The organism is Streptomyces sp. NPDC110618 (genome assembly GCF_055657065.1).
Genome location: NZ_JBVKBN010000008.1, coordinates 284,505 through 296,604, shown reverse-complemented (window position 1 = coordinate 296,604; position 12,100 = coordinate 284,505). Strand labels below are relative to the sequence as shown.

Genomic DNA, 12,100 nt, shown 5'->3' with positions numbered 1-12,100 from the left:
GCCGCCATGCACGCACTCTCGCCGCACCGGCCAAAGGTCCAAGTAGCTCCGCTACGAGGACCTTCGTCCGGCACGCCGAGAGCACGCACCTGACGTCGCGGGGCCGCCCTCCGGGCGACGACGGGAGTTTGAAGACAGGCCCTAGCGGCGTCAGTCAGAACGGGGTGCCCCATCCTTCCGGCGTCCCTGCGGTGCCGGCGCCACCGACGGCTGCGGTACAAGGCTCGGCATCCGCCGGGTCGGCCAGGACAGCCGGAAACATGTGGTGGCCTGCGGTCTTGTCGGCGCGCGTCATTGCGACGTGGTTGCGGTGACGCATCACGTGGAGTGCGGTGGCGGCTTTGGAGCCGGTCTTCAAGGGTGCCTGACCTTCGGTCCGGTGTTTGCGCACCGGGGGCGGGGCTGTGGGGGTGCGGGTCGGTCGAAGGGGCCTGCGTCGGGGGCGAGGTGTGCCCACACCCGTGGCAGGTTGGTGTCACGTCGTCCGCCGTGGTTCGTGACCAGGCGCCTGCGTGCGGTTGCTGTGTCCGGTTGCTGACAGAGCCACTGCTCCCGCACCGCGCGGGCTTCTTACGCTCCGACGGGAACCTTCCGGCTTCACGGCCGTGACCAGAGGAGAAGCAGATGTCCGCGCTCACCGCAAGAGGGCGAGGACGGTCCGTCGTCGCCCGGCTCACCGTGCGGGAGAAGGCCCTTGAGCGCCGTATGCTCCGCTCCCTCGACCAGGTCGAGGCACGGCTGCTCGCCTGTGTGGGCGAGACGTCCGTGCCGTTCCTCGCCGATGTCGCCGGGCACCTGGTGCGGGCCGGTGGCAAGCGTCTGCGTCCGCTGCTCACCCTGCTCGGTGCCGAGTTCGGCGATCCCCGGGCCGCGGGCGTCGTCGAGGCGGCCGTTGTCTCCGAGCTGATCCACACCGCCTCGCTCCATCACGACGATGTCATGGACAAGGCACTCATCCGGCACGGCGTCACGAGCGTCAACGCCGGCTGGGGCAACGCGGTCGCGGTCCGGTCCGGCAACTGGCTGCTGGCCAAGGCCGCCCAGCTGGCGGCGGGTCTGACCCCCGCGGCCGTGCCGTTGCAGGCGCAGGCCTCCGAACGCCTCGTTCGCGGACAACTGCGCGAGCTGGTCGGCCCGGACGGTGACCGGGAGCGGCTGCGCCACTACTTCGACGTGGTCGCGGACAAGTCGGCCTCCCTGTTCTCCTTCGCGCTGAGGCTCGGTGCCGTGCAGTCGGGCGCCCCGCAGGAGGTGGACGAGGCGCTCGCGCACTACGGCGAACACCTCGGGACCGCTTTCCAGATCTCCGACGACCTGCTCGACGTCACCGCGTCGGCCTGGCAGTCGGGCAAGGAACAGGGCAAGGACCTGGCCGTAGGTGTGGCCGGTCTGCCGGTCGTGCTGGTGCTCGACGCGGGCCGTCCGCAGGACGCGGAGCTGCTGGCCCTGCTGTCCGGGCCGGCCGGGCTGAGCGGCGCGCAGCGCGACCGGGCGCTGGGCCTGCTGCGGCGCTCCGACGCCCTGGACCGGGCCAGGGCGCTCATGGACGGGCGGCTCGCCGCGGCCCGCGGGGCGCTGGCCCCGCTGCCGCCGGGGCCCGCCCGTCGGGCGCTGGACGGGCTGTGCGACGTGGTGGCCTCGCGCACGGAGTGAGGGCGGAGCCACCGACGGGCAGTGCGTCCGGGATTACCGGCGCGCCGCCGTGCGTGCCGCCTCCACGGCACGAGCCAATGAGGACCGGGCGGTGGGCTGGAACGGCGCGAGCCAGGGGACATGACCCGCCTTGGTCATGTCCGCGTGCAGCAGGACCAGGTCGTCGGCGAGCCCCAGGGCACCGAGCGCGGTGCGGACGTAGCGCTCCTGGAAGTCGTCCTCGCTCTCCTCGGCGCAGTGGTTGGAGGTCGCGCCGCGCGCCGTGGCCACCACGGTCCGCCGGCCCGACAGCGGGCCGACGCCGGTCTCGGGGTCGACCAGCAGCGGCGGTATGGCCACCCGGTCCAGCCAGGCCTTGAAGACGGAAGGGACGGTGAAGTGGTAGAGCGGCAGTCCGATCAGCAGGACGTCGGCGGCGAGCAGGGCGTCGATCAGCTTCCAGCTCACCCGCCACGACCGGCGCTCCTTCAGGGTGCGGAACGCACGGCGCGCCTCGTCCAGATCACGGGTGCCCGCGGCCTCCAGCCGGCTCACCGTCTCCACGTGGGCCGCGTCCACGTGCGGCACCGGGTCTCTGGCCAGGCTTCTGTGGACATGTCTGCCCTCGGGGTGCGCCGTGCGCCATGCGGCGGCGAACTCCGCCGTGATCTGTGCGGAGACCGACTCGGGGCGCGGACTGCAGTCGAGATGGAGAAGAGTGGGCATGCCGGTAGGACTCCTCAATACCGTGCGGAATGTGTGCAGTTACGCCATTAAATCGGTGGACTCCACCCGGTGTCCTTGGATCAGGAGTGGCATTTGACGACGTTCGACGTTAGCGGAAGTGACGGTGACGGCCGTGCTTGATGTCCGGAAGCTCGTGCTGCTGCGCGAGGTCGGGGCGCGGGGATCGATCGCGGCGGCGGCCGAGGCCCTGAACTACACGCGCTCGGCGGTCTCCCAGCAGTTGTCCGCGCTGGAGGCCGAGACCGGGACGGAGCTGCTCGACCGGGGCAGCCGACGCGCCTGCCTCACGGTGGCCGGGCGGCTGCTGGCCGGGCACACCGAGCGCGTCCTGGCCGATCTGGAGGCGGCGGAGACCGAACTGCTGGCGATCGGCGGCCGGGTGAGCGGGGAACTGCGGGTCGGTGTGCCGTTCCACGAGGGTCCGGCTCTCATGGTTCCCGTGCTCACCCGGGTGCGCCGGGAGCATCCGGATCTGCGGATCACCTTGCAGGGGCTGCCCTCGGGCCGGGCGCGCACGGCCGTCCGGCTCGGGCAGGTCGACCTGGTGCTGGCGGTGCGCTACGACCAGGTGCCCGAGCCGGCCGTTCCGGGGCTGCACGAGGAGCCGCTGGCCGTCGACCGGGTGCGGCTGGTGACCGCCGTGGGCGACGGGCGGGACGAGGGACCGGACGGCGGGCGGGGTGAACGGCCGCCGGTCCTCGCCGACTTCGCCGACCGCCCGTGGATCCTCGCCGACGGCTCGGGACTGCGCGATGTGGTGCTGCACGCGTGCGCCGCGGCCGGGTTCGTCCCGGATGTGGTGGCGCGCGCGGGTGACGCCCAGGCCGTGCTCGGACTGGTCTCGTGCGGCTGGGGGGTCTCCCTCATGCCGGACCTGGTGCCCGAGCGGCCCGGTTACCCGGTGTGCCGGATCGCGTTGGACGGGCTGCGGCTGCGGCGGCATCTGTCCCTGGTGGTGCGGCAGGGGACGCTGAAGCGGCCCGCCGTGGCGGCCGTCATGGCCGCGGTGCGCACCGCGGTGGACGGGCTGCCCGGCCGGTACGCCGACGGGGCGCGGGGGGAGCCGGACGGTGGAGACGGAAGCGTCCACGGCGTACAGCTGGAGTGCTGAATCGTTTCTTCCGGGTGGGGCGGGCGTGGCCGCCCGCACCTGGACGTGCCGGCGCGCCGCACGGGGACCGCCCCGCCCGGCGCACCGCACGCGTCAGCCCTCGATCAGTTCGCGCAGCGGGGCGGTGTCGAAGACGTCCTCCATGACGGCCACCCGGCCGTCGCGCAGGGTCCAGGAGTGGACGAACCTCAGCCGCTCGGTACGGCCGCTCAGCGAGGTCACATCACGTTCGCCGAACACGACGACGCGGTCACCGCACTCCACGAACTCGTGCGGATCCAGCCGCATGCCGCCGAGCACACTCGGCACCCGGGCGAGGAACTCCCGGACACCGGCGTGACCGTGCTTGACGCCGCCGAGGCCGTAGTCGGACAGGCTGTCGGGGTGCACCCAGCGCACATCGGGCGCGAGGGTGCCGAGCAGGGCCGCCAGATCGCGGTCGTGGAAGGCGCGGTAGGCGGAGCGGATCAGCTCGGCGTTGGGCGACGCGCCGGACCGGTGCGCCTGCGTGGCCCCGTCGGCGGTCCGGGGCGTCGCGGGGAGCGGGGCGTGGTTCATGGGCGTGGGTGCTCCTCAGACTCGGGCCGAACGCAGGTGCTGGGGGAAGTGGGCACGGAGGGTGTCACGGATCCCGTCGCGCCAGGAGACGGCGCAGGGGCCGGTCAGCGCCCGGCGCAGGGTGGGGTCGAACCGGTACGTCTCCCGGGTGACGGCGCTCGGCGTCAGCTTCGCCGGGACGCCGGTCAGCTCCGAGAGGTAGCGCACACAGTCGGTGACCCCGACCGCCTCGTCGCCGCCCCAGTTGACGATCCGCGCCGGGACCCCGGCCGCCGCCCACAGCGCGGGCACCTGGGCCACCAGGTCGTCGGTGTGCAGCGGGGAGAACCAGTTCTGTCCGGTCAGGGGGACCGGGATCTCCTCGCCGGCCAGCATGCGCCGGAAGTACAGCATCGGCACTCCGCCGTAACCGCCGGGGCCGTAGGCGATGTTGAGCCGGGCGATCGTGGTGGGCAGGCCGAGCACCCGGGCGAAGGCGCGGACCGCGCCCTCGGTGGCGAGCTTGCCGACCGGGTAGGCGGGCAGCCAGTCCGCGACCGCGTCGACGGGGTCGGTCTCCGTGTAGGCGTGGTCCAGGGACTGGCGCGCGTACAGGGCGCCGGTCGAGACGTACAGGAACGACTCGGCCGCGCGGCAGTGGTCCATCAGCCGGCCGGTCGCCACCGCGTTGATCTCGGCGGCGGCGTCGCAGTCGCCGTCCTCGCCGCGGTCCACCGCCGAGTGCAGCACGTGGGTGAAGTCCCTGGGCACCTCCCGCAGCGCCTCGGCGGAGTGGTCGGCCATGTCCCAGCGGCGGGTGGTGAGGGAACCGCGTTCCAGTTCCTCCCGCACGCCCGGGGCCCCGAACCGCCCCAGGCACCACACCTCGTTGTGCTCGGCGAGTGCCTCGGCCACGGGCCGGGCCACTTGGCCGGTGGCGCCGGTGACCAGGATCTTCTTGCCTTTCAGCATGTCTGCGTGTTCCCCCATGGATGTGGATGCCGCCGGCCGCGGGTGTGCGGCCGTGGTCAGTGGGTGCGGCGCGCCGCGTCGGCGTCCGCCATCGCGCGGTCCAGTTCTTCCCGCAGGGCGGCCTGGAAGGCCGCGACGTGCCGTGGGCCCATCAGCGTGTAGTGCTCGCCGGGCACCTCGATGTAGCGGTTGGGTCCGGTGGTGTGCTCGTCCCAGCGGCGCAGTTCGCCGTCCAGCCACTCCTGCCTGGTGCCGTGCAGCGGCGTGGCGTGGAAGACGGTCATGGAGGGCACCGTGCCGGTGGGCCGGTAGGTGCGGCCCAGATCGGTCAGGGCGTCGGCGAGTGCCGCCCAGTTGCCGAACCGTTCGGCGTCCAGGTCGAGTTCGGCGAGCCGGTCGGCCGGGAAGAGGCGCACCAGGCGCTCGATCTGCTCCTCGGCGGGCAGTTCGCGCAGCCGGTCCGGCAGTTCGCGTGCCTGCCCGCGGTCGACGAGGCCGAGGAAGAGCGCCAGGTTGACCGCCGTCTCGGTGAAGTCCAGTTGTTCCATGCGGTACTTGATGTGCGGCGGCAGGTTGAAGCTGCCGACGAAGTCGACGCGTTCGCCCCGCGCGCCCAGCTCCTTCGCGATCTCGAAGGCCACGGCGGCGCCGAAGGAGTACCCGGCCACCGCGTAGGGCCCGTGCGGCTGGCGGGCGCGGATGGCCTCGACATAGCAGTCCACCATCTGCTCGAAGGTGGCGAAGGGCTTCTCGCTGTCCTCGAAGCCGCGGGCCCGCAGCGCGTAGAACGGCCGGTCGCCGACGAAGTACTGCGCCAGGTTGACGAAGACGAGCACTTCGCCCACCCCGGGATGCACGCAGAACAGCGGTGTCCTGGTGCCGCCGGTCTGCATCGGCACCACGGGGTCGTAGACGGGCGCACCGCTCGCGCGGGGACGGTCCAGGTGCCGGGCGAGCGCGCGGACGGTGGGCGCCCGCAGCACGGTGATCACCTCCAGCTCCGCGGCGTCCAGGCACTGGGCGACCCGGCTGCGCAGCCGCAGGATGTCGAGCGACGTACCGCCCAGGTCGAAGAAGTTGGCCTCGGCGCCGACGGCCTCCGGCTCCAGGCCGAGGATCTCGGCGAAGACGCCGGCCAGCGCGCGCTCGGTCGGACCGGCCGGGGGAGTGTGACCGCCGAGCATGCGGGTGGCCAGCTCCCGTACGGCCCGCACGGGGCGGTCGTACGCGCCGGACTCCAGCCGGCGGCGCATCAGCGCGCGCTGGGTCTTGCCGAGGCTGGTCTTGGGGAACGCCTCGCGGTTCAGCGGCAGGATCAGGGAGGGGCGGAAGCCCCAGTGCAGCACCACCGTGCTGCGGATCGCCGTGAGCACCTGGTGCAGCGCCGCCTCGTCGCCGTCGGGGGTCTCGGGGTGGAAGGCGACCACCAGGCGTTCGGTGTCGTCCCCGGGTCTGCGGGTGGGGAAGACGGCCACGTACGAGGCGGCCACCCCGGGCAGTTGCTCCAGGACGGTCTCCAGTTCGTGGCTGAAGTAGTTGACGCCGTTGACGATGACGCTGTCCTTGCTGCGGCCCACCAGGGTGAGCCGGCCCCGGTCGATCCGGCCGAGGTCGCCGCTGCGGAACCAGCCGTCGGTGGTGAAGGCGGCCGCCGTCGCCCCGGGGTTGTTGTAGTAGCCGGGCGTGATCATCGGACCGGAGAGCTGCAGCTCGCCCACCTCGCCTTCGGGCAGCGGCCGGTCCTCGTCGTCCACGACCCGGATGCGCAGGTGCTCGACGGGGGTGCCGAGGCTCGCGAACTCCTGGCCGTGGTCGGCGTCGGGGAAGGCGCCGGCGGAGTAGACGCTGCCGGCGCAGGTCTCGGTCATCCCGAAGGCCGGCCACAGCGCGTCGCGGGCGAGGCCGTCGGCCGCGAACCGGTCGAGGAAGGCCTCACCGGTGGCGCACACGACGGCCTCGCCGCCGCTGACGATGTGCCGCAGGCGGCCGAGGTCGAGCCGTTCCCCGGCGGGGGCCGATTCCTCGGCGCGCTCGCGGCCGGCCGCGGCGAGGATCGCGCCCAGCAGGAAGTTGGGGGTGAAGGTCACCGTCACACCGTGCCGGGATATCAGCCTCAGGAACTCCAGGGGCTGGTCCAGGACGACATCGGGTTCGACGTGCACCTGCCGGCTCGCCGTGGACAGGGGCAGCAGATGGCCCTCCAGCAGGGCGGCCACGTGGTCGAAGGAGACCCAGTTGAGACTGGTGTCCGCGGGGGTGAGCCGGTGATGGCCGTTCTTGGCGGCCATGGAGGCCAGCAGGTTGGCGTGGGTGAGCACCACCGCCTTGGCGTTGCCGGTGGACCCCGAGGTGAGCACCAGGACCGCGGTGTCCTCCGGTGCGGCGCCGGTGTACGGCTCGGCCGGCTCGGCATCCCACAGATCGCGCAGCGTGCTGACGGGGAGTCCGTCCAGCGGCGGCAGGCCGGCCTCCCCGTCGGAGTCGGTGACGAGCAGCGGTCCGTCCAGCAGGGTGTGCGCGTGGCGCAGGTGGGCGGCCCACCGTTCGGGGTCACCGGCGGCCGGGGCCATCGGGCAGGGCACGAAGCCGCCGAGCACCGCCGCCCAGAAGGCGGTGAGGAAGTCCCGGGGGCGCCGCAGGAGCAGCATCACCTTGTCCTCGGGGCGCAGTCCGCGCCGGCGCAGTCCGGCCAGCACGCGCAGCGCGTCGTCGCGCAGTTCGGCGTAGCTCTGGTCCTCGTGTTCCGCCGCCGCTCCGCCGTGGCAGTGCCGGACGCCCCGGTCGGCGTGCCGGGCCGCGTGCAGCAACAGGTCGGCGACGGTCCGCCGGTGCGTGGTGTTCACGTGGTCTCCCTGGCCTGGTGGTGCGCCGGGCGCCGGGCGGTGCGTCGAGAAGGTGAGTTCCCGACGCGCCGCGACCGGTGGAAGTCCCGACTCGGAATGTGAAGGCGTAATCAGTTTTCGAGGATCGGATACCGGAATTCCGCGGCGCCCGGGGCGCGCGGAGCGAGGTGTATTACGGCATGCCGCAGGGTGACGACGGATGGACGCGGCGTGAGTCGCCCTGTGCGTGCCGTGTTCAGGGGGTGACCGTAGGCGGGATTCTGCTCACAGAGTAAGACGGATGGCCGCTAGCGGTCAGGGAGTTCACGGTGCGTCACGGAGGGGGCGCGCTTGGTCGCGAGAGCAGGAAATTGAAGTTCCGTTTCCGGATGTGCGGCAGTTTGCTGACAATGCGTGCGGCAGTTGTTCGCATTCCTGTCGGATGTCGGCCTTAAGCTGAGAATAATGGGACTGTTTGTCAACAGCGAAACGCGCGTTGACTTTCAGAAAAGCCTGAACTAGTGTCGCCACGCTAATGATCTTCTTCTGGTCGAACTGAATTTTGGAAGAGGTTCCGCCCGCCGGGTAGAGAAGAAGGCGAGTTGGGCGTGCTCGCGACGACCGACTCCTGACGTCACCGAACCGGCCGGGACTTCACGGGCGTGGGGGACGTCTATGTCGGAAGTGTTATCTGAACGGGCAACCGTGGGCGGGCCGGAACCGGCGCCGGACCACGCGGCCCATGTCGAACGGGCGCTGCTCCAGGCCGGTGCGCTGATCCAGAGCACCGTCTCCATCCACCGGCAGCGGCTGGAGGAACCGACCCCGGTGGCCCGTACGGACGGCGCCCCGACCGAAGAGGTCCTCCGGGAGCTCATCGCGCCGGCCCGGCACACGGTGTGCGCGCTGCTGACCGAGGTCGGCGAGTTCACCGACGTCGTCGTCCGTCTGCTCGCCGACGCCCCCGCGCATGTGACCGTACGGGTGCTGTGCACCGCCGAAGTGGCCGGCGCCGCACTGGCGCCGCTCGCCGGTGGCGGCCCCTGCGTGGTACGGGTGGCGCGCAGCGAACTGCGCGCCATTGTTGTCGTCGACGGCGCCTCCGCGCTCATGCGCTCCGTGGAGAGCGGCGCGGGACCCGACCTCGTCGTGCACGACGCGGCCACCGTCCGCGCCCTCGAACTCTTCTTCGCCAGCGCCTGGTCGCGCGGGCGCCGACTGGCCGACCACCTCCAGCTGAGCCCGCGGCTGCGCACCGAGATCGTCCGCAAGGTCCTCCAGTGGCTGCGCGACGGCCACACCGACGAGACGGCCGCGCGTGAACTGAACGTCTCCCTGCGCACCTACCGGCGATACGTCGCCGAGATCATGCGGGAACTGGACGCCAGCTCCCGGTTCCAGGCCGGGGTCAAGGCCGTCGAGTACGGACTGCTGTCGGAGTAGCGCGGGCCGCGCCGCACACGTGCCCGGCGGGACAGGGCCAACTCGGCCGGGCGGAGCCGAGTCACCGGAAGAGGGTGGAAGACGACGTGCCCCACAGGGAAGACGACGAGTTAGAACGCTCCCTGCTCGAAGTCCAGGAACTGATCGAGACGACCGTGGCCCTGCACCGGTCGCGCAGCCGTCAGGAGCGGCTGATCACCATCCTGCCCCAGGACTACGAGACCGTTCTCGACCGAGCGGAGGAACTGATCAGCGGCGCCCGCCGCAGCATCGACATCGTGCACGCCCGCCGGCGCGGCTCCGACGAACAGAGCGGGCGCACCGAGCGCGACCTCATCTACGGCGCCGGTGAGGGAGTGACGGTACGGCTGCTGTCCAGCCCCGAGCTGGTCGACGAGGACTATGTGCGCGAACAGCTCGGCCGGCAGCGGCCGGTCGCCATCCGCGTCGCGCGGATCCCGCCGCTCCAGGCGCTCATCGCCGACTCCCGCGCCGCCCTGGTCGTGGCCCATTCGGCGGTGGGCCGGCGGGCCTCGCTGATCCGGGTGCCGGAGGTCCTGCACACGCTCGTCACCCTCTTCGACAACGTGTGGGCGCAGGCCGTCCCCGCCGGGGAACGGCTCGTCTTCGGCGACCGGCAGCGCGCGGCGCTGGCCCGGCGCATCCTGGGCGCGCTGCAGGCCAGTGTCACCGACGAGGTCGCCGCCCGCGAACAGGGCATCTCCGTGCGCACCTACCGCAGGCACGTGGCGGACATCATGGCGCTGCTCGGCGCCACCTCCCGGTTCCAGGCCGGTGTGCGCGCCGCCGAACTGGGGCTGCTGCCCCCGGCGAACAGACCCGGCACGCCCCGCGGGGGCGGCGCCTGACAACGTCGTCGTCCATTCGCGGACGCCCCGGACCGGGCCGTGGCCGCCGCATGCCACGGGCGCGGCGGCCCGGCCGGGGCAGGCTGGCATCTTCCTGAAAGGCGCGTTGCCGCCGCTCACCCGGGCCAGTTCCATGGGGCACGGTACGGGGCCCGAACGGCAGCAAGGCTCCGTACCCGACGGCCGGTCCCCTCTTCGTGACCGCCGTCGGCGTACGGGGCCGGGGCACGGCAGAGGTCACCCGGCCTCACCGAAGACCGTCGTGTGGAAGGCGAGCCCATGAATCGAGTACCGGTCGCCCTCGTGTTCCCCGGGCAGGGGACGCAGAAGCAGGGGATGGGCGAACCCTGGCGGGAGACCGCCTCCTGGGCCCTCACCGAGGAGATCTCGGCCGCCACCGGTGAGGATCTCGCGGAACTCCTCCTGCGCACTCCGACCGAACAGCTGCGGCGCACCGACCTCGCCCAGCTCACCGTCTTCACGGTCGCCGTGATGGCCCACGCCGAGGCCGTACGGGCCGGGAGCCTGGGCCCTGTCGTCGCCTGCGCCGGCCACAGCCTCGGTGAGTACGCCGCCCTGACCGCCGCCGGGGCCCTCGGGGTGCGCCGGGCGGCAGAACTCGTCGCGGTGCGCGGCCGGGCGATGCGGGAGGCGGCGCTGGCCCGCGAGGGCACCATGGGGGTGCTGGTGGCCGCACCCCTGGACCAGGTCGACGCGCTGGTGGCCGAGGTGCGTGCCGAAGGCGCCGACGTCTGGGTCGCCAACGTCAACGCGCCGGGCCAGACCGTCGTGTCCGGCTCCCCGGAGGGTGTCGCCGTGACCGGCGAGCGGGCCGCTTCCATCGGGGGCAGGATGCTCCGCCTCGACGTGGGCGGGGCCTTCCACAGCCCCCTCATGGCTCCGGCCGCCGAGGCCCTGGGCCGCGAACTGGGCCGGACCGACTTCGCCCCGGCGCACCGGCCGGTGGTCGCCAACGTCGACGCCGCGCCCCACACCGACGGCCGCGTCTGGCCACGGCTCGGCGTACAGCAGCTCACCGCCCCGGTGCGCTGGGAGGAGAGCGTGCGGACCCTGCGGCGGATGGGCTGCCGACGGCTGGTCGAACTGGGCCCGGGACGCACCCTGGCCGGACTCGCCCGGCGGATCGACCCCGGGCTGGAGACCGTCTCCGTCGACGGCCCCGCCGCCCTCCTCGTACCGCCGGCGGCCGGACGATGAGTGTCACGACCTCGCAGCGGACCCGGATCAGCGGCATCGGGGTGCTGGACAAGGCCTCGACCCTGCTTGCCGTGGTCGAGGAGGGCCCGGCGTCGCTGGCCGAACTGGTCGCCGTCACCGGGTACGCGCGTCCGACGGTGCACCGCATCGCCTGCGGCATGGAGCAACTCGGCCTGCTCGCACGTGACTTCCACGGACGCTTCGTGGTCGGGCCGCGGCTGGGGAACATCGCCCTTGAGGTCCACCAGGACCGGCTGGCCAGGGAGGCCGCACCGGTTCTTGAGGACCTGCACGCGCTGACCGGACTGCATGCCCGGCTCTTCCGCCGCCACGGCGCCATGCAGGTCTGCATCGCCACCTCCGACGAGCGCACCGGGGAACCCGGTCACCTGCCCATCGGCACCGCCCGGCCGGCCACGTCCGGTCCGGTCGCCCAGGTCCTGCTCGCCTGGGAGGCGCCGGGCACCCTGTACGAGGCGCTGCGCGGCGCCCGCTTCACGGCCGCTCAGCTGGTCGTGGTCCGCCAGCGGGGGTGGGCGCACGGCCCCGACCCGCTGGCCCTGGGACGGGTCTGCACGGCGGTGCCCGTGTGCGCCCCGGGCAACCGGGTGGTGGCCGCGCTCTCCCTCACCGGCCCCGCGGACCGTATGGCGGGCCCGCGCCGCCAACTGCTCGGCGCGGCGCTCGACGCGGCCGGCCGGCTGGGCGACGGTCTCGGCCGGGCCCGCGTGCGCTGACGCCCGGCCTCC

General features: G+C 72.8%; 10 protein-coding genes. 6 read left to right on the top strand and 4 right to left on the bottom strand.

Annotation, left to right across the window (positions count from 1 at the left end):
- Positions 1–624 precede the first annotated feature (624 nt).
- The gene (locus ACZ7L7_RS17620) at positions 625–1,653 is read left to right on the top strand and encodes a polyprenyl synthetase family protein (RefSeq protein ID WP_285513350.1); all 1,029 of its coding nucleotides are present in this window, start codon (positions 625–627) and stop codon (positions 1,651–1,653) included.
- Between the two features lie 33 nt (positions 1,654–1,686).
- Here the strand turns inward: ACZ7L7_RS17620 and ACZ7L7_RS17615 are convergent, their stop codons facing one another.
- Entirely contained in the window at positions 1,687–2,358 is a 672-nt protein-coding gene (locus tag ACZ7L7_RS17615) for an FMN-dependent NADH-azoreductase (protein ID WP_285513351.1), read from the bottom strand.
- 133 nt (positions 2,359–2,491) lie between these two features.
- On the opposite strand from ACZ7L7_RS17615, the gene ACZ7L7_RS17610 reads away from it, so the two are divergent.
- Positions 2,492–3,490, top strand: coding sequence for a LysR family transcriptional regulator (locus ACZ7L7_RS17610; protein ID WP_453603495.1), 999 nt, complete (start codon positions 2,492–2,494; stop codon positions 3,488–3,490).
- A gap of 93 nt (positions 3,491–3,583) precedes the next feature.
- Here the strand turns inward: ACZ7L7_RS17610 and ACZ7L7_RS17605 are convergent, their stop codons facing one another.
- From ACZ7L7_RS17605 to ACZ7L7_RS17595, 3 genes are read right to left on the bottom strand one after another with little or no spacing between them, the layout of a single operon-like run.
- Entirely contained in the window at positions 3,584–4,048 is a 465-nt protein-coding gene (locus ACZ7L7_RS17605) for a nuclear transport factor 2 family protein (RefSeq protein ID WP_285513353.1), read from the bottom strand.
- A 15-nt stretch (positions 4,049–4,063) separates the two neighbouring features.
- The gene (locus ACZ7L7_RS17600) at positions 4,064–4,999 is read right to left on the bottom strand and encodes an NAD-dependent epimerase/dehydratase family protein (RefSeq protein ID WP_453603492.1); all 936 of its coding nucleotides are present in this window, start codon (positions 4,997–4,999) and stop codon (positions 4,064–4,066) included.
- Positions 5,000–5,055: 56 nt separating this feature from the next.
- Positions 5,056–7,842, bottom strand: a complete 2,787-nt coding sequence (locus ACZ7L7_RS17595) for an AMP-binding protein (RefSeq protein ID WP_472076384.1) — start codon at positions 7,840–7,842, stop codon at positions 5,056–5,058.
- A gap of 684 nt (positions 7,843–8,526) precedes the next feature.
- Here ACZ7L7_RS17595 and ACZ7L7_RS17590 point away from each other — a divergent pair.
- The 4 genes from ACZ7L7_RS17590 (at position 8,527) to ACZ7L7_RS17575 (ending at position 12,088) form a co-directional block, all read left to right on the top strand.
- A complete protein-coding gene (locus tag ACZ7L7_RS17590; protein WP_285513356.1) occupies positions 8,527–9,264 on the top strand; it encodes a helix-turn-helix transcriptional regulator in 738 nt (245 codons plus the stop codon).
- Between the two features lie 86 nt (positions 9,265–9,350).
- On the top strand, positions 9,351–10,133 hold the full coding sequence (locus ACZ7L7_RS17585) for a TrmB family transcriptional regulator sugar-binding domain-containing protein (RefSeq protein ID WP_285513357.1): 783 nt from the start codon (positions 9,351–9,353) through the stop codon (positions 10,131–10,133).
- 279 nt (positions 10,134–10,412) lie between these two features.
- Positions 10,413–11,351: an ACP S-malonyltransferase gene (locus ACZ7L7_RS17580; protein ID WP_453603487.1), complete on the top strand. Its 939-nt coding sequence runs from the start codon at positions 10,413–10,415 to the stop codon at positions 11,349–11,351.
- On the top strand, positions 11,348–12,088 hold the full coding sequence (locus ACZ7L7_RS17575) for an IclR family transcriptional regulator (protein ID WP_285513359.1): 741 nt from the start codon (positions 11,348–11,350) through the stop codon (positions 12,086–12,088). Before ACZ7L7_RS17580 ends, ACZ7L7_RS17575 begins: the two co-directional genes overlap by 4 nt.
- Positions 12,089–12,100: the final 12 nt, after the last annotated feature.

What these genes read in the sequence shown, in the direction of transcription:
- ACZ7L7_RS17620 (WP_285513350.1), top strand. Translation starts at nt 625, where the DNA reads ATGTCCGCGCTCACCGCAAGAGGGCGAGGACGGTCCGTCGTCGCCCGG.
- ACZ7L7_RS17615 (WP_285513351.1), bottom strand. Translation starts at nt 2,358, where the DNA reads ATGCCCACTCTTCTCCATCTCGACTGCAGTCCGCGCCCCGAGTCGGTC.
- ACZ7L7_RS17605 (WP_285513353.1), bottom strand. Translation starts at nt 4,048, where the DNA reads ATGAACCACGCCCCGCTCCCCGCGACGCCCCGGACCGCCGACGGGGCC.
- ACZ7L7_RS17600 (WP_453603492.1), bottom strand. Translation starts at nt 4,999, where the DNA reads ATGCTGAAAGGCAAGAAGATCCTGGTCACCGGCGCCACCGGCCAAGTG.
- ACZ7L7_RS17580 (WP_453603487.1), top strand. Translation starts at nt 10,413, where the DNA reads ATGAATCGAGTACCGGTCGCCCTCGTGTTCCCCGGGCAGGGGACGCAG.
- ACZ7L7_RS17575 (WP_285513359.1), top strand. Translation starts at nt 11,348, where the DNA reads ATGAGTGTCACGACCTCGCAGCGGACCCGGATCAGCGGCATCGGGGTG.